The sequence below is a fragment of the Streptomyces sp. NPDC051561 genome (assembly GCF_044454195.1).
Taxonomy (GTDB): Bacteria; Actinomycetota; Actinomycetes; order Streptomycetales; family Streptomycetaceae; genus Streptomyces.
On the sequence record NZ_JBITDM010000045.1, the window covers coordinates 1 to 22,474 of the forward strand.

The following is a 22,474-nucleotide window of genomic DNA, read 5'->3' on the forward strand; positions in this document are numbered from 1 at the left end:
GGGGGGGGGGGGGGGGGGGGGGGGGGGGGGGGGGGGGGGGGGGGGGGGGGGGGGGGGGGGGGGGGGGGGGGGGGGGGGGGGGGGGGGGGGGGGGCCCCCCCCCCCCCCCCCCCCCCCCCCCCCCCCCCCCCCCCCCCCACGTCCCACCCACCCCTTCCCAGGAGCCTCCATGCCCACCACCCTCCTCACCCACCTCGCCTCCCTCGTCACCAATGACCCCTCCCTCGGGGACGGCAGCCCCCTCGGCCTGATCGAGGACGCGGCGGTCGTCATCGACGGGGACAGGGTCGCCTGGGTCGGGCGGGCGGACCGGGCACCCGAGGCCGACACCGTCCACGACGCCCGGGGCCGGTCCGCCGTCCCCGGCTTCGTCGACTCCCACTCGCACCTCGTGTTCGGCGGCGACCGCACCGCCGAGTTCAACGCCCGGATGTCCGGGCAGCCGTACAAGGCCGGAGGGATCAGGACCACCGTCGCCGCGACCCGGGCCGCGAGCGACGAGCAGCTCGCTGCGAACGTGGCGCGGTACCTCGCCGAGGCACTCGCCCAGGGGACCACCACGCTGGAGACCAAGTCCGGGTACGGGCTTACCGTCCACGACGAGGCGAGGGCGCTGCGCATCGCCGCAGCGCAGACCGACGAGGTGACCTACCTCGGAGCGCACATCGTCTCGCCGGACTACGCGGACGACCCCGCCGGATACGTGGACCTCGTCACCGGCGAGATGCTGGAGGCGTGCGCCCCGTACGCCCGCTGGATCGACGTGTTCTGCGAGAGGGGCGCGTTCGACGGGGACCAGGCCCGGGCGATCCTCAACGCGGGCAGGGCGAAGGGGCTGCACCCGCGGATCCACGCGAACCAGCTGTCCTACGGACCCGGCGTCCAGCTCGCGGTGGAGGTGGACGCGGCGAGCGCCGACCACTGCACGCACCTGACCGACGCGGACGTGGACGCGCTGGCGAACAGCGGCACCGTCGCCACCCTGCTGCCCGGGGCGGAGTTCTCGACGCGGGCCCAATGGCCGGACGCACGGCGGCTGTTGGACGCCGGTGCGACCGTCGCGCTGTCGACGGACTGCAACCCGGGGTCCTCGTTCACCTCTTCGATGCCGTTCTGTATCGCGCTCGCCGTCAGGGACATGGGGATGACCCCGGACGAGGCGATCTGGGCGGCCACCGCGGGCGGCGCGCAGGCCCTGCGGCGTACGGACATCGGACGTATCGCGGTCGGGGCGAGGGCGGACCTCGCGCTGCTCGACGCGCCCAGCCATGTGCACCTCGCCTACCGGCCGGGTGTTCCGCTGGTGCGGGAAGTCTGGCGAAGTGGCGTGCGTGCGGCGTGAAGTCCTGGGTAGGCGGACGACGTACAACACAGTGAAGGGCTGCCCCGGATACGGCCTGGGGCAGCCCTTCACGTACAGCTCACGTCACCTCGTGCCGCGTCACGTCACGTCACGCGGGAGAGGATCTCACTCCTCGACGGTCAGTCCCTTGCGGAGCTTGACCAGCGTGCGGGAGAGGAGGCGCGAGACGTGCATCTGGGAGATGCCGAGCTCCTCACCGATCTCCGACTGCGTCATGTTCGCGACGAAGCGGAGGGACAGGATCTGCCGGTCGCGGGTCGGGAGAGAGGCGATCAGGGGCTTCAGGGACTCGACGTACTCGATGCCCTCGATGCCGTGGTCCTCGTAGCCGATGCGGTCGGCCAGCGCGCCCTCGGAGTCGTCCTCCTCCGGCTGGGCGTCCAGCGAGCTCGCGGTGTACGCGTTGCTCGCCGCCATGCCCTCGACGACTTCTTCCTTGCTGATGTCCAGGCGCTCCGCGAGCTCCGCGACGGTCGGGGAGCGGTCCAGCTGCTGGGCCAGCTCGTCTCCGGCCTTCGCCAGGTCCAGGCGGAGTTCCTGGAGGCGGCGCGGGACGCGCACCGACCACGACGTGTCGCGGAAGAAGCGCTTGATCTCGCCGATGATGGTCGGCATCGCGAAGGTGGGGAATTCGACGCCCCGGCTGAGCTCGAAGCGGTCGATGGCCTTGATCAGGCCGATGGTGCCGACCTGGATGATGTCCTCCATCGGTTCGCTGCGGGTGCGGAACCGGGAGGCGGCGAACTTGACCAGGGCCAGGTTCAGCTCGACCAGGGTGTTGCGGACGTACGCGTGCTCGTGGGTGCCCTCTTCGAGGGATTCGAGACGCCCGAAGAGCGTCTTCGACAGGGCCCTGGCATCCAGCGCTCCCACCTCGTCGTAGGGCGGAATCACCGGGAGGTCGGTGAGGCTCGCGGGCCTCTCCGTCGACTCCTGGCGCGGCGCGGACCTCTGCTGAGGTACGAGCCCCGGGTTTCCGGTCTCGATCTGCTCGGGCGGGGTAGTCGACGTTGCGACCTGTTTGGAATGGGTACGCGTCTCGTCGAGCCGGGGTGACATGGTCTCCTCCATCGTTCTCGGCATATGGCTGCCGATGCCGATACGTGTTCCTGCGGTGAAGCGGCGCCTCCAAAGCCGGTCGTGGCGGGCGGTGGTCGGATCTGTCTCTACTAGCCCTACCCGCTCGCGGCAGGCAGGTGCAAGTGCGTTATGTCCGAATAAGGCCAGTTCAGGACGTTGTTCGACTACCCGTGCGTGTGAAGAAGGCGTAGTGTTCTCCTGCTGTCGGGGGCATTCCTCACAGCCTTGACGCGGCCTTAAGGTGCGGGTGGGGCGGTGGCCGGGTGACCGGCGACGGCGCAGCACAGTGCATATGTATGCAGAACCACGACGGCGAAAAGGGACGGGCATGGACCGCGGGACGGTCGGCAGCGCGAACCGGGGCCGGCTTCAGGTCGAAGTGCGGACCGAGGGCCGCAACGAGATCGTGACGCCGGCGGGTGAGCTGGATCACCACACGGCCGAGCTGCTCAGGGAGCCCCTGGAGCAGGCGCTCGACGACGGACGGTCACGCCTCGTGATCGACTGCTCGCTGCTGGAATTCTGTGACTCCACCGGACTGAACGTGCTGCTCGGCGCCCGCCTGAAGGCGGAAGCAGCCGGTGGCGAGGTGCATCTGGTGGGCATGCAGCCCGTAGTGGCGCGCGTATTCGAGATCACCGGGGCGGAGGCGGTCTTCACCGTCCACGACTCGCTCGGTGAGGCGCTGCGCGACTGAACCCCCTCCCTCCTGGTGGGCTTCAGCGCGCACGTATGCGCGCGGGTCCGTATCGATTAGTGGGTGTTCTCACGGTTCGGTCGGGCAGGAGGAACCAAAGACCCTGCAAACGACGACCTGGTGAATCGGTGAGGTGAAGCGCTGATGAGTACCACCCGGCAGCACCCGCCGGGCGACCTCGGCCCTGAGCCGGACGGCAGCGCCGCCGGCCCCGCCCCCGGAGCGCCCGTGTCCGTGCCCGCCGCCGTCCCCCTGACAGGTGCCGCTCCGGCCATGGCCGACGGTGCGCCCTCCGTGGGGGAGACTGCCGTTCCTGAAGGCCGTGAGAGCAGTGAAAGCCGTGGAGTTCCGGTGGGTGAAGCCTCCGACGCCGAAGTACCCCGGGCCCTCGGGGTCTCGGGGAGTGTCGTGACCGCCGGGGCCTCGACGGGCTCCGGTCCCTCCTCGGGCTCGGGCCGCTCCGCCGGCTCCGGGCCCTCTGCGGGCTCCGGTCTTTCGGTGGGTGCTGACCTGCCTGCGGGCTCCGGTCTTTCGGTGGGTGCCGATCTGCCCGCGGGCTCCGGTCTTTCGGTGGGAGAGGCCGCCGGCGAAGGCGCCGCCGCCGGGAACGTCGCCCTCGCCGCCGCCGAGGCCGCGGGACAGGTGCGTACCCTCGCGCTGAACGACGCGAGCGGCATCGTCCCGCTCGCCCGTGACTTCACCCGGCAGGCGCTGTACGACTGGGGCTGGCTCCCGGCTTCCACCGCCGACCGGCGCGCGGCCGCCGAGGACGTACTGCTGGTCGTCTCCGAACTGGTCACCAACGCCTGTCTGCACGCCGAGGGGCCCGAGAGCCTGCGGGTGGCCTGCGACGGCAAAGTGCTGCGCCTGGAGGTCACCGACCGCAGCGGCGGGGAGCCCGCGCCGCGCACCCCGCACCGGGCGGGCCGCCCCGGCGGACACGGCATGTTCATCGTGCAGCGGCTCTGCCTGGACTGGGGTGTCGCCCGGACCGAGGAAGACGGCCGGGAAGGCAGTGGCAAGGCGGTGTGGGCGGAACTCGCCGCACCCGCCTAGGAGTTCGAGGCTCCCGCCCGAGTGTCAAGAGGGCCCGCCCACCCGGACCCGGTGTGGGCCCGCCCGGGGCCGTGACGGTTCGCCGCGGAGCAACGTCCCGCACCCGTCAGGCGGTTGAGCGTTAACACTGTTGTTGGAGAGCACGTCGATACGGCGTGCTCTTTGTCTTCCCCTCCCAAGGTCCCCGGCGTACCTTGACGCCAAATCTGATGCGCCGTCAGTAACTTGGCCGCTCCCCGGCCCGGTTGCCCCGGCGGCGCTCCGGCGTACGAGGGGATCAAAAAGGTGTCGTACCAGAAGCGGACAACTCTCGCACTGGCGGCGGCGGTTGCGGGCTCGGTGGTGCTGATCGCCGCCCCCGCCGCCCACGCCGACGTGGTGGACGTCAACTACCAGTGCAAGACCCCGATCGGGAACAAGGGCGCGGTCTCCCCGATCGACATCAAGGCGGTCAGGAGCGGCAGCGGCTACACCCTCACCATGACGTTCCAGAAGGGTGTCTCCTCCAGCCCCATCGAACTCGGCAAGGGCGCGATGAAGCCGAGTGCGGTCATCAAGCTCGGCGGCGCGGACAGCGGCACGGTCGCGGTCGCGGGGCCCACCAACTCCGAGGCGGTACCCGCCAACACCCCCATCAAGATCAGTGACCTGTCGGGCACCTACACCCCGAAGAAGAGCGGCAAGGTCACCTTCACCGCCTCCATCCTCACCATCAAGGCCATGGGCACGACCACCACCTGCACCCCCTCCAACAGCCCCAAGCCCTCCCTGGAGCTGGACGCGAAGGGCACGGGCGGTTCCGGCGGCGGCAGCGGCGGTTCCCCGGATGCTTCCGGCGGTACGTCGCAGAGCGGACCCGCCGGCAGCGGCGAGCTCCCGAAGACCGGGCCGCTGGACTCCGCCACCGCCCTCGGCACCCTCGGCGGCACCGTTCTGCTCTCCGGCGCCGCCGGAGTGCTCTGGCTGACCCGGCGCAATCAGCGCGCCGCACAGGGCCAGCGGTCCGGGCTCTGACCCGGTCCGCAGTCGATGCGCGTGCGACTCCGCTCCGCGGCGGCCCTGCTGGGATGCCTGCTGCTGTACGCCGCCGGACCCGCCCCCGCCGCCTCGGCCGAGGACGCCTGGACGGCGGGCCCGGCCTCCGGCAGCGGCACCCCGCGCCGGCCTCCCCAGTCCGTCCGGGCGGGGGAGGCCCCGCCCGCCGGGGACCTGCGCCCGTACTTCTACCTCCAGGGCGCCCCCGGCACCGTCTTCACCGACAAGCTGTCCGTCACCAACCCCGGCCGTGAGGTGCGCACCGTGCAACTGCGTACCGAGGACACGGAAGGGGCCTGGATCGCGCTGGCGGCGGCCGAGGTGAAGGTGCCGGCGCGCACCAGGGCGGACGTGCCGTTCACGGTGACCGTCCCGGCGGGCGCCCAGCCGGGCGACCACCCCGGGATGATCGTCGCCTCGACGGCGGACGGCAGGGAACAGCGCACCCCGGTCCAACTCCGGGTCAGCGGACCGACGTTGTCCGCCCTGTCGGTCGAGGACGTCCGGATCGACGGCGACGGCATCCGGTACGCGCTGGTCAACCGCGGCAATACGACGCTCACCCCGCGCGTCACCGTCCGCGCCGACGGAGTCTTCGGCGAACTGCTGCGCCGCACGGCACATTCGGTACGGCCACTGGCCCCCGGACGCCGGGCCGAACTCACCGAACCCTGGACCGACCCGCCGGTGCTGGACCGGGCCGATGCCCGGCTCACGGTCACCGCCGGTGGCGGCATCCACGAGGAGGCCGCCGCCGCGGCGGCCTTCGTGCCGTGGGGGCCGGTACTCGGCGGGGGAGCGGTGGTGCTGGTGGCGGGCGCGGGCGGGGTGCTGTGGGCCGTACGACGCAGGAGGGGTGGCGAGGAGGGTGAACCGGATGTGGGTTAGGCGCTTGCTGGGGTTCGTGGCGGCGACCGGGCTGCTGGTGCTGGGAGTCGGCGGGGTGTCACCCGCGGGGGCCGTGCAGGCGGAGAAGCCTGTCGTCACCCTCTCCAAGGCGGAGGCCGGCAAGGGTGGTGACATCACCGTCAAAGGCAGCGGATGGCGGCCGGGCGCCCTGCTGATGCTGCTGATCTGCGGCGAGTCCTCGCCCGCCACCGGCGTACTCGGCGGCACCAACTCCTGCGCCAACGCCGACGGCCGCGCCGTCACCACCGACTCCAAGGGGGCCTTCAGCCGCAGACTCGCGGTCGCGGAGCCGCCCAAGCCGTGCCCGTGCGTCATCCATGTCGCGACCGTGACCGGCCGACAGGCTTCCACCGACGCCGAGTTCAAGGTGGCTGGGCATCCGGTCGCGCCGCTCCCGAAGCCCGCCCCGAACGCGGGGCTGCTCGCGGTCACCGACCGCACGGTGCGGCTCGAAGGCTCGGGCTCGCTGCTGACCTGGTTCGGGTCGCCCCAGTCACGCCGTATCGTCCTCGAATTCGGCAACCCCGGCTCGGCGCCCGTCAAGGACCCCGTCTTCCAAGTGGGCACCTCGCACGGGGTGTTCGCCCCCACCTGGGAGGAACGCCAGTGGCGCGGCACCCTCGCCCCCGGGAAACAGGCCGAGGTCGCACTGGACGTGCAGCTTCCTGCGGGGGCGCACGGGGATTACCTGGTCTCGGTGAAGTACGGGAACAAGGTGCTCGCCGCCCAGCCATGGGGGGTGGACCGGCCCTGGGGCGTGGTCCTGTTCTGGGTGCTGGTGGGGATCGTGGTCCCGGCGGGGCTGTTCCGGATCGGGATGGCGGTGGTGGAACGGCTGCGGCCGGGGGCTGCCGCGGGGATACGCAGGCGCTCGGCGCCCACCGGACCCGCCCGTGCGCCCCGGCAGGCGGCCCGCCACCGCACCGTACGCCGGGAAGAACCCCCGAAGTCCGCCGACGATCCCCCCACAACCACAACCACGGCCGCCACCGCCGCGCTGCCGTGGTTTACCCCGGACAGCACCCCGGGGCCCGCGCACGGCCCCGCTCACACCCCGACGCACGCCCCCACGCACGCACAGGTTTCCGCACCGAAACCGCACGAGAAGACCAACCCCCCTACGTCGAGAGGCAGTTCGTGAATACCCAACGGAGGATGGGCGCGGCAGGGATCGCGCTGATGCTCACAGGTGCGGGAGTCCTGCTGGGCGCCACGCCCGCGCAGGCCGCCGAGGTCGCCTACAAGACGGAGTGCATTCCCCCGCCCATCTCCGGCCTCCCCGCGGTCCAGGGCACCACCAAAGTGTCGGTGACCGCGCCCGCCACCGCGAAGGTCGGCGACGAGATCGAGGTGGTCTGGAAGACGGTCGAGGCCGCCTCCAAGAACCCGGACGTCCTCGACCTCGACAAGGACACCGTCAAACCGACCGGCACCCTCAAGATCGGCGGCGCGGCGAGTGGCGAGCTGAAGATGGAGGGCCCCCGGCAGAACCCGCCGGTCCCCAAGAACAGCCCCATGCCGCTGCCCGACATGAAGGCCAAGCTCAAGCTGGAGAAGGCGGGCGACATCACGCTCACCCCCGGCGCCTACAACATCAACGTCAGCAAGCCGCTGTCCACCGACACCAAGTGCACCCCCAAGGAGGAGGTGAAGGCCGCCGCGACGATCAAGGTCACGGCGGGTGGTGGCGGAACGACCGGCGGGACGACGGCGGGCGGCACCACGGCCGGCGGCACCACGGCGGGTGGCACGACTGCCGGAGGTACGACTGCCGGCGGTACGACTGCCGGCGGTACGACGACCACGGGCGGAACCACTTCCTCCGGCGGAACCACCTCCTCGGGCGGCACCGACCCCGGCGGCGGGACCACCGGTGGCGACGACGGCGGCAAGACCGACTTCCCCGGCAAGGAGGTCGCGGTCGAGTACGCCTGCAAGTCCCCGGGCCCGGCGAGCATCAAGACCAAGATCACCGTTGGTGCCAAGAAGAACGGCGGCAGCTACGACCTCACCGTCACCACCGCCAAGGGCGTCATGAACAGCCCGGCAGCCCTTCCGGCGGGCGCCCTCAAGCCCTCCATGCAGCTCACCCTCGGGGGCGCCGACAAGGGCTCCGCCAATGTCGCGGGCCCCGGCAACAAGGAACCCCTGGAGCAGGGCAAGCCCGTCGACCTCCCCGACATGACCGGCACCTACAAGCCCGGCGCCAGCGGCAAGGCCACCCTCGCCCCCGGCACCCTCACCATCGACGTCACCCTCGGCGGCCAGAAGATCGCCATCCCCTGCACCGTCAAGGGCGCGGCGCCGGTCTCCCTCGAACTCGACACGGCCGCCCAGCCGGGCGGCGCGAGCGGAGGCAACGGTTCCGGTGGTGCGGGCTCCGCGAGCGGCTCGGCGGGCGGCGACACCGGCTCCGGCGGCGCGGCAGGCGGCGACCTCGCCGACACCGGCGCGGAGGACAACGACGCCCTCCGGGCCCTCGGGCTGGTCGCGGGCACGGTCATCCTGCTCGGCGGCGCGGTCTTCACCTTCACCCCGTGGCGGCGGCTGAGGGGCGGGTCCCGCTAGAGCGGGCGCCGTACTCACCGGCGCACCAGAGGCGCCTGCTGGAACGGCCAAGGGCCCGCCGCACCGAATCGGTGCGGCGGGCCCTTGGCCGTTCAGCCGAAAAGCGGTAACGGGATCAGTGGATCTCGCCCATCATCGACTGGACCTTCTTGCGGTACATGAAGACCGCGAGCCCCGCGACGACCGCCAGCGAGGCTTCGGCGGCGATGATGCCGAGCCCGTTCAGGTTCGCACCACCCAGCGAGAGCAGACCGGTGATGCAGTCGCCCGCCGTGACGGCGAGGAACCAGACACCCATCATCTGCGAGGCGTACTTCTGCGGCGCCATCTTCGTGGTGACCGAAAGGCCGACCGGGGAGAGGCACAGCTCACCGATGGTCTGGATCATGTAGATCGAGACCAGCCACATCGGGGAGACCTTGTCGCCGCCGCTCGCCATGTTCATCGGGACGATGAACACGAAGAACGAGGCGCCGACCAGGACGATGCCCATCGCGAACTTCACGATGGTGTTCGGCTCCTGGTTCTTGCGCGCCAGCCACAGCCACAGCCAGGCGAAGACCGGAGCCAGCGCCATCACGTACAGCGGGTTCAGCGACTGGTACCAGGTGGCGGGGAAGCCGAAGCCGAAGACGGTCGACTCGGTCTTGCTGGAGGCGAACAGGGAGAGCGTCGAGCCACCCTGGTCGTAGATCATCCAGAAGACCGCAGCCGCGACGAAGAACCAGATGTAGGCGCTCATCTTGGACTGCTCGGGAGCTGACAGGTCCTTGTCGCGCTTGATCCTGGTCAGCACGGCGATCGGGATGATCAGGCCGGCCAGGGTGATCGGGACCAGCGCCCAGTTCAGCGTGAAGACACCGATGGAGACGATGACCGCGTAGAAGATCACGACGACGGCCGTGATGCCACCGGCCTTCAGCAGGAGGCCCTTGCGCTCGTCGGCGCTCAGCGGGTTCGGGACGAGGTTGGACTTCGGGCTCATGCTCTTGCCACCGAGCAGGAACTGGAGCAGACCCAGGCCCATGCCGACTGCGGCGAGGGCGAAGCCGAAGTGCCAGTTGACCGTCTCGCCGACCGTACCGACCACGAACGGTGCGACGAACGCACCAAGGTTGATGCCGATGTAGAAGAGCGTGAAGCCGCCGTCACGACGCGGGTCCTCGGGACCGTTGTAGAGGTGGCCGACCATCGTCGAGATGTTGGCCTTCAGCAGACCGGAGCCGACGGCCACCAGGACCAGACCCGCGAAGAACGCGATCTGACCGGGCAGTGCCAGGCAGAGGTGACCGGCCATGATCACCACGGCGGCGATGGTGACGGTCTTGCGAGCACCCCAGACCCGGTCGCCGAACCAGCCGCCCGGCATGGCCATGAGGTAGACCATCGCGACGTAGACGGAGTAGATGGCGGTGGCCGTGGCCAGCGTCATCCCGAGGCCGCCGCCCTGGCTGCCGGTCGCGGCATCAGCGCCGCCGGAGACCAGGTAGAGCACCAGAAGTGCACGCATGCCGTAGTAGGAGAACCGCTCCCACATCTCGGTCATGAAGAGTGTGGCCAGGCCGCGGGGGTGGCCGAAGAAGGCCTTGTCCCCGGCGGTGGGGGCCCCGGGGGTGTCCTTCGTCAGGCTGGACGCCATGGTCGATCCTTGCTTGCTCGGGACGCGTCCGCGTGGAACACGGGGTACGCGCCCGGTGGGGGGCGGCCGGCACCGGTGCGGGGAACCGCACCAGGATCCACGCCCCGCGGAACGCATCGTCGCGCGCGGGGCCCGGCCCATAGGTCATTCACTGCTTCGTTCAGGCACTGCTTCGTTCAGTCACTGCTGTCAGGACCGGTGATGCGTGATGACCGGTCCGCACAGAAAAAGAGACCTTCAGCAGTAATTCCTGCCAAAGGCCCCCGAGTACCGCAACTTACGTGCTCGCTACCTTACGACACGACAGTGCGGCATATGGAAGGACTTGAGAGATGGATCACAGGTGTCGATGGAACTGATGCACCACATTCAAAGGTCCTCCCCAGGATTGGGCGGTTAACTCACAGGCGCTCCGCCCGACTTGTTGATCACGCCCGGGGTGCCCGCCACGCCGACTAACATTCCCCCCATGACCCGTGTACTGCTCGCCGAGGACGACGCATCCATTTCGGAGCCACTGGCCCGCGCACTGCGTCGGGAGGGCTACGAGGTCGAGGTCCGCGAGGACGGACCGACCGCCCTGGACGCCGGACTCCAGGGAGGCATCGACCTCGTCGTGCTCGACCTGGGACTTCCCGGCATGGACGGCCTGGAGGTCGCCAGGCGGCTGCGCGCCGACGGCCACACCGTGCCGATCCTGGTGCTCACCGCGCGCGCCGACGAGGTGGACACCGTCGTCGGGCTCGATGCCGGCGCCGACGACTACGTGACCAAGCCCTTCCGGCTGGCCGAACTGCTCGCCCGGGTCCGGGCCCTGCTGCGGCGCGGCTCCTCCGAGCCGGTCCCCGCCCCCTCCACCCACGGCGTGCGGATCGACGTCGAGTCGCACCGTGCCTGGATGGGCGAGGAGGAACTCCAGCTCACCGCGAAGGAGTTCGACCTGCTGCGCGTTCTCGTCCGGGACGCGGGCCGGGTCGTCACCCGCGACCAGCTGATGCGCGAGGTCTGGGACACCACCTGGTGGTCCTCCACCAAGACCCTCGACATGCACATCTCCTGGCTCCGCAAGAAGCTCGGCGACGACGCCGCCAACCCCCGCTACATCGCCACAGTCCGAGGCGTGGGCTTCCGCTTCGAAAAAAGCTGACCCCCCTCCTCCCTGTGCCCCGCCCGCCCTTCGCTCCTGGTAGCCCGCTTGGGCGGCGGGGCCGCCCCCGGGGGCGGAACGGGCGGGCAAGGGGGCGGCCCCCGACGGAGTCGCACCCCTCCCACCCCCGGCCCACCCCAACGCCGTAACCCCACCCCCGTAACAGCACCCCGCCCCGCGCCCCCGTACCGCCGCCCGCCCCAGGGCACGGCATTCTGGACCCATGCGCCGCCGCCTGATCAACTCCACCCTCGCCGTGGTCCTCGTCGTCATCGCCGTCTTCGGCGTCTCCCTCGTCATCGTCGAGACCCGCACCATCAGCAACAGCGCCCAGGAGTCCGTCGACTCCGAGGCCCTGCGCATGGTGAGCATCATCGAGGGCCGACTGCTCGGCGACAGCACGGTCAACCGGGAAGTCCTGGTCAAACAGATCGGCGGCCACCGGTACGCCCGTATCGACATCCCCGGCCAGGCCCCCATCGAGATCGGCACCCGACCCACCGACGGCGTCATCGAGGGCAGGGCCACCGGCGACCGCGGCGAGACCGTCACCGTCCAGGAGTCCCGCTCGACCGTCACCCGCGAGGTCGGCCGCACCCTGCTGATCATCGGCGCGGTGGCCCTGCTCGCCGTCGTAGCGGCAGTGCTCCTCGCCGTACGGCAGGCCAACCGCCTCGCCTCCCCCCTCACCGACCTCGCCGAGACCGCCGAACGCCTCGGCTCCGGCGACCCCCGCCCCCGCCACAAGCGCTACGGCGTCCCCGAGCTGGACCGCGTCGCCGACGTCCTCGACTCCTCCGCCGAACGCATCGGCCGGATGCTCACCGCCGAACGACGCCTCGCCGCCGACGCCTCCCACCAGCTCCGCACCCCCCTCACCGCACTCTCCATGCGGCTGGAGGAGATCACCCTCACCGACGAGCTCGCGACGGTGAAGGAGGAGGCGACCATCGCCCTCACCCAGGTCGAGCGGCTGACCGATGTGGTGGAGCGCCTGCTCACCAACTCCCGTGACCCGCGCACCGGCTCGGCCGTCGCCTTCGACCTGGACGAGGTGCTCAAGCAGCAGATCGAGGAGTGGCGTCCCGCCTACCGCAGTGCCGGGCGGGCCATCGTCCAGTCCGGAAAGAAGGACCTGCGGGCCGTCGGCACCCCCGGCGCCGTCGCCCAGGTCCTCGCCGCGCTCATCGAGAACTCCCTGATGCACGGCGGCGGCACCGTCGCCCTGCGCTCCCGCACCACCGGCAACCAGGCAGTCATCGAGGTCACCGACGAGGGCCCCGGCGTCCCCGTCGACCTCGGCGCCCGCATCTTCGAGCGCACCATCAGTGGCCGCAACTCCACCGGCATCGGCCTCGCCGTCGCCCGCGACCTCGCCGAGGCCGACGGCGGCCGCCTGGAACTCCTCCAGCAGAAGCCCGCCGTCTTCGCCCTCTTTCTCAGCACGGTGGTGCCGGACAGCAGGGGAGACGCGGAAAGCAACGGCAAGACGATCAGGTGAGGCGGCTGGGGACGGGCTCGGGCTGTACGTCAGCAGCCATCGGAGCCTGCACGGTCCCGGCCCCCGCCGAGTCCGGGGCTTCCACACCGTCCAGGGCTTGGGTCTGCTCCACCGCGTCCTCGGCCGGCAGCGCCTCTTCGGGGAGCGTCCGGAACACCCACGTCCGGTAGGACCAGAAGCGGAACAGGGTCGCGACCCCGATCCCGAAGACCTTGAAGAAGTTGTTCTGCAACGGGGTGTTCCAGCCGAAGCCGTACGTCGCCACGTACAGCAGCCCGGTCTCGATGACCGCGCCGACCGCGCTGAACAGCAGGAACAGCGTCAGCTCCCTGGCCCGGCCGCTCTTGTCGCGGTCGCGGTAGGTGAAGTAGCGGAAGCCGACGTAGTTGAAGAGGATCGCGATCACGGTGGCGATCAGGCCTGCCCGTACCACCGGGATATCGGTGGTCTGCCACAGCAGATTGGACGCGGCGATATTGACCAGCAGGCCGAGCCCGCCCACCGCCCCGAACTTGGCGACCTCGCGCGCGAGCTGCTCCAACCGGGTCCGCAGCGCCGTTCCGCCAGGCTCGCTCATGATGTCCGTCGACCCCGTTCGGTTGATGCCGTCAACCCAGCCATGCTAACGGCCACCCCCCGGGCCGAACGGGGAGACCGGCTCCCTCCGCTTGTGGAACGGGTCTCGTCACTGTGTGGTCCCTGTGCGTTCGTACGAAGCACCGCTCGTCCGGGGTGGTGCGTGTGTACGGATACCCTGTCCGGGTGACGTTTCCGGTAGTCGGCATGGTCGGTGGCGGTCAGCTCGCCCGTATGACCCACGAGGCGGGCATCCCCCTCGGCATCAGGTTCAAGCTCCTCAGTGACACCCCTCAGGACTCGGCGGCCCAGGTGGTCAGCGACGTCGTCATCGGCGACTATCGCGACCTGGAGACCCTGCGCGCCTTCGCGCGCGGCTGCGACGTGATCACCTTCGATCACGAGCACGTCCCCACCGAGCACCTGCGGGCCCTGGAAGCGGACGGCGTTCCCGTCCGCCCCGGGCCCGACGCGCTGGTGCACGCCCACGACAAGGGGGTGATGCGCGCGAAGCTCACCGAGATCGGGGCGCCGTGCCCCCGGCACCGCATCGTGAGCGACCCGGCGGACGTGACCGCGTTCGCCGAGGAGGGGGACGGCTATCCGGTCATCCTCAAAACGGTGCGCGGCGGCTACGACGGCAAGGGCGTCTGGTTCGTCCGCTCCGAGCAGGACGCGCACGCGCCGTTCCGCGCCGGGGTGCCGGTGCTCGCCGAGGAGAAGGTCGACTTCGTCCGGGAGCTGGCCGCCAACATCGTGCGCTCCCCGCACGGGCAGGCCGTCGCTTACCCCGTCGTGGAGTCGCAGCAGGTGGACGGCGTCTGCGACACCGTCATCGCGCCCGCCCCCGACCTCTCCGAAACCCTCTCCGGCGAGGCCCAGCAGCTCGCCATCCGCATCGCCGTCGAGCTGAACGTCGTCGGCCACCTCGCCGTCGAACTCTTCGAGACCCGCGACGGCCGCATCCTCGTCAACGAGCTCGCGATGCGCCCGCACAACTCCGGCCACTGGACCCAGGACGGCGCGATCACCTCGCAGTTCGCCAACCACGTCCGCGCCGTCCTCGACCTCCCGCTCGGCGACCCCCGGCCGCGAGCGACGTGGACGGTCATGTGCAACGTCCTGGGCGGCGACTACCCCGACATGTACAAGCCGTACCTGCACATCATGGCCCGCGACCCGCAGGCGAAGATCCACATGTACGGCAAGGACGTGAAGCCCGGACGCAAGATCGGCCACGTCAACACCTACGGCGACGACCTCGACGACGTGCTGGACCGCGCCCGTCACGCCGCCGGCTATCTCCGAGGAACGATCGTTGAGTAACGCACCGCTGGTCGGCATCGTCATGGGCTCCGACTCGGACTGGCCCGTCATGGAGGCCGCCGCCACCGCACTGGCCGAGTTCGAGATCCCGTACGAGGTCGACGTCGTCTCCGCACACCGGATGCCGCACGAGATGATCGCGTACGGCGAGGAAGCGGCCGGCCGGGGCCTCAAGGCGATCATCGCGGGCGCGGGCGGCGCCGCCCACCTGCCCGGCATGCTCGCCTCGGTGACCCCGCTCCCCGTGATCGGCGTCCCCGTCCCGCTGAAGTACCTCGACGGCATGGACTCCCTGCTCTCCATCGTCCAGATGCCGGCCGGTGTCCCGGTCGCGACCGTCTCCGTCGCAGGCGCCCGCAACGCGGGCCTCCTCGCCGCCCGGATCCTGGCCTCCCACGACCCCGCCCTCCTCACCCGCATGCAGGAGTTCCAGCAGGACCTCAACGCGCAGGCCACCGAGAAGGGCAAGCGGCTGCGCACCAAGGCCATGGGAGCCCCCGACTCCTTCGGCTTCGGGAAGTGACCGCGATGACCACGAACCACCTGGACGCGGCCCTCGCCCTCCTGGCCGAATTCCCCGTCGTCGACGGCCACAACGACCTCCCCTGGGCGCTGCGCGAGCAGGTCCGCTACGACCTCGACCGCCTCGACATCGCCGCGGACCAGTCCGCGCACCTGCACACGGACCTGGCGCGGATGAAGGCGGGCTGCGTCGGCGCCCAGTTCTGGTCGGTCTACGTACGTACGGACATGACCGGCGACGAGGCGGTCAGCGCCACCCTCGAACAGGTCGACGTGGTCGCCCAGCTGATTGCCCGCTACCCCGGCCACCTGGTCCGCGCGCTCACGGCCGACGACATGGAATCGGCCCGTCGCGACGGCCGCATCGCCTCCCTGATGGGCGCCGAGGGCGGCCACTCCATCAACAACTCCCTGGCCACGCTGCGCGCGCTGCACACCCTGGGCGTCCGCTACATGACGCTCACGCACAACGACAACATCGCCTGGGCGGACTCGGCCACGGACGAGCCCGGCGTCGGCGGCCTGACGGCCTTCGGCCGCGAGGTCGTACGCGAGATGAACCGCGTGGGCATGCTGGTGGACCTCTCCCACGTGGCCGCCTCCACCATGCGCGCGGCCCTGGAGACGACCGAGGCACCGGTCGTCTTCTCGCACTCCTCCGCCCGCGCGGTCTGCGACCACCCCCGCAACATCCCGGACGACGTCCTGGCCGCCCTCCCCGCCAACGGCGGCGTGGCGATGGCCACCTTCGTCCCCAAGTTCATCCTCCCGGAAGCCGTCTCCTGGACGCTCCGCGCGGACGAGAACATGCGCGCCCACGGCCTTCACCACCTCGACACCACGGCCGGGGGCATGAAGGTGCAGCACGCCTTCGAAGCCGCCAACCCGCGCCCCATGGCCACGGCGTCCACCGTCGCCGACCACCTCGACCACATGCGCGAGGTCGCCGGCATCGACCACATCGGCATCGGCGGCGACTACGACGGCACGGCGTTCACCCCGTCCGGCCTGGAAGACGTCGCGGGCTACCCCAACCTCATCGCCGAACTCATCTCCCGCAACTGGTCCACCCAGGACCTGGCCAAACTGACCTGGCAGAACGCGGTCCGAACCCTCCGCGACGCCGAATCGGTCGCCCGCGAGCTGCAAACGACCCGCGGCCCGTCCAACGCGACCCTCGAACAGCTCGACGGCCAGTCGTAGTCGAGTCGTCGGCCAACCAGCAGAGGGCGCCCCCCGCGGGGGGCGCCCTCTGCTGGTGTCCGTGCTGGTGGAGTGGCTACTTCGGCAGGTTCCGCGCCATGACGATGCGCTGAATCTGGTTCGTTCCCTCGTACAGCTGGGTGATCTTGGCGTCGCGCATCATCCGCTCCACCGGGTAGTCCCGCGTGTAGCCGTAGCCGCCCAGGAGCTGGATGGCGTCCAGGGTGATCTCCATGGCGGCGTCCGAGGCGTAGCACTTGGCGGCGGCCCCGAAGAAGGTCAGGTCCTCCTTGTCGGCGCCGGCCGAGACGCGCTCCGAGCGGGCGGCGGCGGAGTAGGTGAGCTGACGGGCGGCCTCCAGCTTCATGGCCATGTCGGCGAGCATGAACTGGACGCCCTGGAAGTCGCCGATCGGCTTGCCGAACTGCTTGCGCTCCTGGACGTAGCCCTTGGCGTAGTCGAGGGCGCCCTGGGCGATGCCGACGGCCTGGGCCGCGATGGTCACGCGGGTGTGGTCCAGGGTCTTCATCGCGGTGGCGAAGCCGGTGCCCTCCTCGCCGATCATGCGGTCGGCTGGGATGCGGACGTTGTCGAGGTAGACCTCGCGGGTGGGGGAGCCCTTGATGCCGAGCTTCTTCTCCGGGGCGCCGAAGGAGACTCCCTCGTCGGACTTCTCGACGACGAAGGCGGAGATGCCCTTGGAGCGCTTCTCCGGGTCGGTGACGGCCATCACCGTGTAGTACTCGGACTCACCGGCGTTGGTGATCCAGCGCTTCACGCCGTTGAGGATCCAGAAGTCGCCGTCGCGGACCGCGCGGGTCTTCATGCCCGCGGCGTCGGAGCCGGCGTCGGGCTCGGAGAGGCAGTAGGAGAACATCGCGTCGCCCTTGGCGAGGGGGGCGAGGTACTTCTTCTTCAGCTCCTCGCTGCCGGAGAGGATCACCGGGAGGGAGCCGAGCTTGTTGACGGCCGGGATGAGGGAGGAGGAGGCGCAGACGCGGGCGACCTCTTCGATCACGATGACCGTGGCGAGCGCGTCGGCGCCCGCACCGCCGTACGCCTCGGGGACGTGCACGGCCTGGAGGTCGGAGGCGATGAGCGCGTCCAGGGCCTCCTTGGGGAAGCGGGCGTTCTCGTCCACCTCGGCGGCGTGCGGGGCGATCTTCGCCTCGGCCAGCGCGCGCACCGTTTCGCGGAGCATGTCGTGCTCTTCGGACGTGCGGTACAGGTCGAAATCGGGCGAACCTGCCAAGGTCTCTCACTCCCAAAGGTGCTAACTACCGTTAAGTAACCTGATCGATAGTCCCCGATTTTAGGGGTTGGGGGGTGATCAGGGATACGTGAGTTTGCCGACAGCGGCCGGGTGGGCTGAATCTCCCCTTACAGGGACCCGGATATGCTCGGGCGCCGTTGGCGTATGCCGATGCAGTACATCCCGCCCGTACCTCTAGGAGCACCGCATGGCCCTCAGGATCACCGTGATCGGCACCGGCTACCTCGGCGCCACCCACGCCGCGGCCATGGCGGAGCTGGGCTTCGAGGTGCTCGGTCTCGACGTCGTGCCCGAGAAGATCGAGATGCTGTCGGCGGGGCGGGTGCCGATGTACGAACCGGGACTCGAAGAGCTGCTGCACAAGCATGTGGAGGGGCTGGAGGGGTCCAGCGGGCGGCTGCGGTTCACCATGGACTACGCGGAGGCGGGCGCCTTCGGCGACGTCCACTTCGTGTGTACGAACACACCGCAGAAGCACGGTGAGTACGCCTGCGACATGAGCTATGTGAACAGCGCGTTCACCTCGCTCGCGCCGCATCTCAAGAGCGACGCGCTGGTGGTCGGGAAGTCGACCGTCCCGGTCGGGTCGGCCGCGCGGCTCAAGGAGCTGCTGGCACAGCAGGCGCCGGAGGGCGTCGAGCTGGCCTGGAACCCGGAGTTCCTGCGCGAGGGCTTCGCCGTGCAGGACACCCTGCACCCGGACCGGATCGTGGCCGGGGTGGAGAGCGAGCGCGCGGAGAAGATCCTGCGCGAGGTGTACGCGACGCCCCTCTCGGAGGGCTCGCCGTTCGTGGTGACGGACTTCCCGACGGCGGAACTGGTGAAGACCGCCGCGAACTCCTTCCTGGCGACGAAGATCTCGTTCATCAACGCCATGGCCGAGGTCTGCGAGGCCGCCGACGGCGACGTGGCGAAGCTGGCGGAGGCGATCGGGCACGACGACCGGATCGGGAAGAAGTTCCTGCGGGCCGGGATCGGCTTCGGTGGCGGCTGCCTGCCCAAGGACATCCGGGCGTTCATGGCCAGGGCCGGTGAGCTGGGCGCCGACCAGGCGCTGACCTTCCTCCGCGAGGTCGACTCCATCAACATGCGCCGCCGCGGCCACATGGTCGAGCTGGCCCGCGAGGCGCTCGGCGAGGGCGGCTTCCTCGGCAAGCGGGTCGCCGTGCTCGGCGCCACCTTCAAGCCCGACTCCGACGACGTACGCGACTCGCCCGCGCTGAACGTCGCAGGCCAGATCCACCTCCAGGGCGGTCAGGTGACCGTGTACGACCCCAAGGGCATGGCCAACGCCCGCCGCGTCTTCCCGACCCTCGCCTACGCGGACACCGCGCTGGACGCGGTGCGCGGCGCGGACGTGGTCCTGCACCTCACCGAGTGGACCGAGTTCCGCGAACTGGACCCGGCCGAACTCGCCAAGGCGGTCGCCCACCCACTCATCCTGGACGGCCGCAACGCCCTGGACCCCACGAAGTGGCGCGAAGCCGGCTGGACCTTCCGGGCCATGGGCCGCCCGAAGGCCTGACCCTCCGCCCCTACCCGTCCAGCTCCTCCACCCGCGCCGTCGAAGCCCCCCGCCGCTGCTGCGCCGCCCGAGCCGTGAACTCGACATCACGCAGTACCCGCTGGAGGTTTCCCCAAGTCAGCTTCGCCACGTCCCCCTCGGCCCACCCCCGCCCCAGCAGCTCCGCGACCAGCAGCGGATAACCCGTCGCGTCCGGCAGCCCGACAGGATGCCCGGCACCCGTGTCGTACGTACCGGAAAGGCCGACGCAGTCCGGCCCCGCCAGGGCGCGGACGTGGTCGAGGTGGTCCGCGACATCACGCAGCGCGGGCCCGGTGCGGTCCGCGTCGAGCGGCACCATGCACAGTCCGGCGTTCTCGCGAAGAGCGGTGAGCACGTCGTCGGAGACGTTGGCCGGGTGAGCCCCGACGGCGTGCGCGCCGGAGCGGGTGAAGGCCACCGGTGCCTTGGACACGGCGAGGACGGCACGTGCGGTCTCGGCAGTGGTGCCGCTGAGGTCGGCCAGGACACCGGTCCGGTTCATCTCCCGTACGACCTCCTGGCCGAAACGGGTCAGACCGGTGGGCGGCGCCCAGTCGGTGCCGGTCAGGGTCAGGCACCGTACGCCCAGGGCATGCAGCGACCGCAGCGCGCCCAGCGAGTCGCCGATCGCGGGGGCCGCCGCCGGGCCGAGCAACGAGGCGATCCGGCCGCAGGAATGGGCGTCGCCGATCTCACCCGCGCTCAGCGCCAGCCGCAGCCCCTCGGAGTGGCCGCGGATCAGCGCGAGGACCCGGTCGATCTGCTCCAGGGTGGCGGCGACCGCGTCGGGCCCCTCGGTGTGCAGCGACCAGAACTGGGCGCCCACACCGCCCGACCGCAGCCGGGGGATGTCCGTGTCGAGGCTGCTCTCACCGAGCTCTATGTCCGACCAGGGGACCGAACGCAGGGCCCAGACCAGCCCGTTGTACCCGTCGGCCACCGGGTGCGCGGCGAGCAGGGCGCGGGCCCGCGCGAGGAAGGACTCGGGCGTGCCCTCGGCGGGGGACTTCGTCGGGGTGGCCGTATCGGGAACCGGAGGATCCGGCTTCGTCGCCGGGTCGGCGGGCGGCTCCTCGGGGAGCCGGCCTGCGGCCGGGGAAGCATGCGGGTCGTCCTGTAGCAGTGCCATGACGGGGCTCCGGTTCTGCGACGGCAGTACGGCCACCGTGGCACGGGAGCGCCGGGGGTTCGCGGTGGGTGGAGCGTTCGGGCGTACGACGGAGGGGGCGGACCGTAACGAACCGGCCCGCCCCCTCCTCCGTACAAGATCCGTCACCGCTCCGACGTCACCGTCACCGGCTCGTCGTTCTTGATCTGCTTCACCAACTGCCGCATCTTCTCCTTGTCCCAGACCAGGTTGCTGCCCCGGGTGCCGGAGATCGGCATGTTCAGCGACTTGCCCTCGCCGCCCTGGACGCCCTTCATCGCGAAGAACATCTCGCCCAGGTCGAAGAGACCCATGTCCTTGTCGACGATGAGGGTGTCCAGACCGGCGCCCAGCATCGGGTAGAGGGAGAAGGGGTTGAGGATGGTGCCCGGGGTGGCCGCCTGCGAGGCCAGCGCGGACAGGAACTTCTGCTGGTTCTTCGTGCGGTCCAGGTCGGAGCCCGCGAAGGCGTACCGGGTGCGGACGAAGGCCAGCGCCTGCTCGCCGGAGAGGGTCTGCTTGCCGGCCTGGAAGTCGGCGCCGGACTTCTTGTCCTTGAACGCCTTGGGGATGTCGAGTTCGACGCCGCCCAGCGCGTCCACGATGCCCGCGAACCCGGCGAAGCCGATCTCGGCGTAGTGGTCGATGCGCAGGCCGGTGTTGTGCTCGACGGTGCGGACGAGGAGTTCGGGGCCGTCCTCGGCGTACGCGGCGTTCAGCTTCAGCCGGCGGTGCGTGTTCGCGTACCGCTTGCCGGAGTCCGAGCCGATGAAGGACGGGATCTCGACGTCGGAGTCACGGGGCAGCGACACCATGGTGTTCCCGCTGGAGCACGACGCCAGGATCATCATCGAGTCCGTGCGCTTGCCCTCGGCGGAGCCTGTGTGCAGCTTCTTCTTCTCCTCGGCGGTCATGCCCTCACGGCTGTCCGAGCCGACGATGAGGTACGTCGTGCAGTCGCCCTCCTCCGGCCGGTCGATGACCTTGGAGAGGTCGACCTCGCGGCGGACCTTGGAGTCGGCCCAGAAGTAGGTGGCGACCGAGGTGATGGCGAGGACCGAGACGACGGTGATCGCGCCGATCTTGATCCGGCGTCCCCAGTTCGGGGCGGGGCGCGGGCCGCGGCCGCCGGAACCACCGGGTCCGTTCGGGCCGCCGGGGCGGTTTCCGCCGCCGCCGTAGACCTGGCCGGTGTTGTAACCGTCGTTACGGCTGCCGCTGCCCTGCTGGGAGCCGCCGTCCCACACCGGGTAGTCGTCGTCGTAACCCTGCGACTGCTGCGGAGGCACGCCCTGCGGCGGGGCGGTGGGGCGCGGGGTCTGGCCGCGCTGCACATGCCGCATCACCCGGGGGCCCTCGGGCTGCGCGCCTGCGCTGCCTCGGCCGTACCGGTCGTCGCGGTCGTTGTTTCGTGCACTGGGCCAGTCGCTCATTGACTCAGTGTGCGGGGTGAGGGTGGGTGGCTCACAGACCGGGAGGGAAATCGGGTCCCGGCTGTTGCAGAGCTGATGCAATGTGCACGCGCATACAGTAGAGGTCATGACAGATCAGGCCCAGGCTCCGGAAGATCCCATTCCGGGCAAGCCCACCTCCGCGTCCCGCACCACGCTCAGCCACATCATGACTGCTGCGGAAACGAATCTTCTCGGCACGGTGCACGGCGGCGTGATCATGAAGCTGGTCGATGACGCCGCAGGCGCCGTGGCGGGCCGGCACTCGGGCGGACCGGCGGTCACGGCGTCCATGGACGAGATGGTGTTCCTGGAGCCGGTGCAGGTCGGTGACCTGGTCCACGTGTGATCCCCTAAAGCACAAACCAGGCTGACCAGCGGAAACGCCATAGCGAGGCGGTCCTGCTACCCGTGATGCGGGTGGTGGGGCTGTCT

Annotated in this window: 19 protein-coding genes and 1 pseudogene; 14 read left to right on the forward strand and 6 right to left on the reverse strand. The window is 70.4% G+C overall.

Annotated elements, in window-relative coordinates; translation table 11 throughout:
• Positions 1–169: 169 nt before the first annotated feature.
• On the forward strand, positions 170–1,342 hold the full coding sequence (hutI, locus tag ACIA73_RS40920; RefSeq protein WP_399444095.1) for an imidazolonepropionase: 1,173 nt from the start codon (positions 170–172) through the stop codon (positions 1,340–1,342).
• 126 nt (positions 1,343–1,468) lie between these two features.
• Here the strand turns inward: hutI and ACIA73_RS40925 are convergent, their stop codons facing one another.
• Complete coding sequence (locus ACIA73_RS40925) at positions 1,469–2,422, reverse strand: RNA polymerase sigma factor SigF (RefSeq protein WP_399444096.1); 954 nt, start codon at positions 2,420–2,422, stop codon at positions 1,469–1,471.
• 349 nt (positions 2,423–2,771) lie between these two features.
• On the opposite strand from ACIA73_RS40925, the gene ACIA73_RS40930 reads away from it, so the two are divergent.
• The 6 genes from ACIA73_RS40930 (at position 2,772) to ACIA73_RS40955 (ending at position 8,708) form a co-directional block, all read left to right on the forward strand.
• Positions 2,772–3,140 (forward strand): STAS domain-containing protein, encoded by a 369-nt coding sequence (locus tag ACIA73_RS40930; protein ID WP_399444097.1) that lies wholly within the window; start codon positions 2,772–2,774, stop codon positions 3,138–3,140.
• A gap of 534 nt (positions 3,141–3,674) precedes the next feature.
• Positions 3,675–4,196: an ATP-binding protein gene (locus ACIA73_RS40935; protein ID WP_399444114.1), complete on the forward strand. Its 522-nt coding sequence runs from the start codon at positions 3,675–3,677 to the stop codon at positions 4,194–4,196.
• Between the two features lie 285 nt (positions 4,197–4,481).
• Positions 4,482–5,210, forward strand: coding sequence for an LPXTG cell wall anchor domain-containing protein (locus ACIA73_RS40940; RefSeq protein WP_399444098.1), 729 nt, complete (start codon positions 4,482–4,484; stop codon positions 5,208–5,210).
• 15 nt (positions 5,211–5,225) lie between these two features.
• On the forward strand, positions 5,226–6,119 hold the full coding sequence (locus ACIA73_RS40945; RefSeq protein WP_399444100.1) for a hypothetical protein: 894 nt from the start codon (positions 5,226–5,228) through the stop codon (positions 6,117–6,119).
• On the forward strand, positions 6,109–7,281 hold the full coding sequence (locus ACIA73_RS40950; protein WP_399444101.1) for a hypothetical protein: 1,173 nt from the start codon (positions 6,109–6,111) through the stop codon (positions 7,279–7,281). The genes ACIA73_RS40945 and ACIA73_RS40950 overlap by 11 nt, the downstream gene beginning before the upstream one ends.
• Positions 7,282–7,295: 14 nt before the next feature.
• The gene (locus tag ACIA73_RS40955) at positions 7,296–8,708 is read left to right on the forward strand and encodes a hypothetical protein (protein WP_399444102.1); all 1,413 of its coding nucleotides are present in this window, start codon (positions 7,296–7,298) and stop codon (positions 8,706–8,708) included.
• A gap of 115 nt (positions 8,709–8,823) precedes the next feature.
• On the opposite strand, the gene ACIA73_RS40960 is transcribed toward ACIA73_RS40955, so the two are convergent.
• Complete coding sequence (locus ACIA73_RS40960) at positions 8,824–10,347, reverse strand: peptide MFS transporter (RefSeq protein WP_399444103.1); 1,524 nt, start codon at positions 10,345–10,347, stop codon at positions 8,824–8,826.
• A gap of 469 nt (positions 10,348–10,816) precedes the next feature.
• Between ACIA73_RS40960 and ACIA73_RS40965 the strand changes: the two genes are divergently transcribed.
• Positions 10,817–11,494 carry a response regulator transcription factor gene (locus ACIA73_RS40965; protein WP_399444104.1) on the forward strand — a complete coding sequence of 226 codons (678 nt, stop codon included), beginning with the start codon at positions 10,817–10,819 and terminating at the stop codon, positions 11,492–11,494.
• A 223-nt stretch (positions 11,495–11,717) separates the two neighbouring features.
• A complete protein-coding gene (locus ACIA73_RS40970) occupies positions 11,718–12,995 on the forward strand; it encodes an ATP-binding protein (RefSeq protein WP_399444105.1) in 1,278 nt (425 codons plus the stop codon).
• On the opposite strand, the gene ACIA73_RS40975 is transcribed toward ACIA73_RS40970, so the two are convergent.
• The gene (locus tag ACIA73_RS40975; RefSeq protein ID WP_399444106.1) at positions 12,988–13,572 is read right to left on the reverse strand and encodes a GtrA family protein; all 585 of its coding nucleotides are present in this window, start codon (positions 13,570–13,572) and stop codon (positions 12,988–12,990) included. The two genes, ACIA73_RS40970 and ACIA73_RS40975, sit on opposite strands and share 8 nt — an antisense overlap.
• A 185-nt stretch (positions 13,573–13,757) precedes the next feature.
• Between ACIA73_RS40975 and ACIA73_RS40980 the strand changes: the two genes are divergently transcribed.
• From ACIA73_RS40980 to ACIA73_RS40990, 3 genes are read left to right on the forward strand one after another with little or no spacing between them, the layout of a single operon-like run.
• Positions 13,758–14,897 carry a 5-(carboxyamino)imidazole ribonucleotide synthase gene (locus ACIA73_RS40980; protein ID WP_399444107.1) on the forward strand — a complete coding sequence of 380 codons (1,140 nt, stop codon included), beginning with the start codon at positions 13,758–13,760 and terminating at the stop codon, positions 14,895–14,897.
• A gap of 22 nt (positions 14,898–14,919) precedes the next feature.
• Positions 14,920–15,420 (forward strand): 5-(carboxyamino)imidazole ribonucleotide mutase, encoded by a 501-nt coding sequence (purE, locus tag ACIA73_RS40985; protein ID WP_399444115.1) that lies wholly within the window; start codon positions 14,920–14,922, stop codon positions 15,418–15,420.
• 5 nt (positions 15,421–15,425) lie between these two features.
• A complete protein-coding gene (locus ACIA73_RS40990) occupies positions 15,426–16,622 on the forward strand; it encodes a dipeptidase (RefSeq protein WP_399444108.1) in 1,197 nt (398 codons plus the stop codon).
• 76 nt (positions 16,623–16,698) lie between these two features.
• Here ACIA73_RS40990 and ACIA73_RS40995 read toward each other — a convergent pair whose 3' ends face one another.
• Positions 16,699–17,874 (reverse strand): acyl-CoA dehydrogenase, encoded by a 1,176-nt coding sequence (locus ACIA73_RS40995; RefSeq protein ID WP_399444110.1) that lies wholly within the window; start codon positions 17,872–17,874, stop codon positions 16,699–16,701.
• 208 nt (positions 17,875–18,082) lie between these two features.
• Here ACIA73_RS40995 and ACIA73_RS41000 point away from each other — a divergent pair, with 208 nt between their 5' ends.
• Positions 18,083–19,420 carry a UDP-glucose dehydrogenase family protein gene (locus tag ACIA73_RS41000; protein WP_399444111.1) on the forward strand — a complete coding sequence of 446 codons (1,338 nt, stop codon included), beginning with the start codon at positions 18,083–18,085 and terminating at the stop codon, positions 19,418–19,420.
• A gap of 10 nt (positions 19,421–19,430) precedes the next feature.
• On the opposite strand, the gene ACIA73_RS41005 is transcribed toward ACIA73_RS41000, so the two are convergent.
• A complete protein-coding gene (locus ACIA73_RS41005; protein WP_399444112.1) occupies positions 19,431–20,570 on the reverse strand; it encodes a dipeptidase in 1,140 nt (379 codons plus the stop codon).
• Between the two features lie 143 nt (positions 20,571–20,713).
• Positions 20,714–22,021, reverse strand: coding sequence for an LCP family protein (locus tag ACIA73_RS41010; RefSeq protein WP_399444113.1), 1,308 nt, complete (start codon positions 22,019–22,021; stop codon positions 20,714–20,716).
• A gap of 106 nt (positions 22,022–22,127) precedes the next feature.
• Between ACIA73_RS41010 and ACIA73_RS41015 the strand changes: the two are divergent.
• Positions 22,128–22,385 (forward strand): annotated as a pseudogene (locus ACIA73_RS41015) (acyl-CoA thioesterase); the annotation flags it as partial.
• Positions 22,386–22,474: the final 89 nt, after the last annotated feature.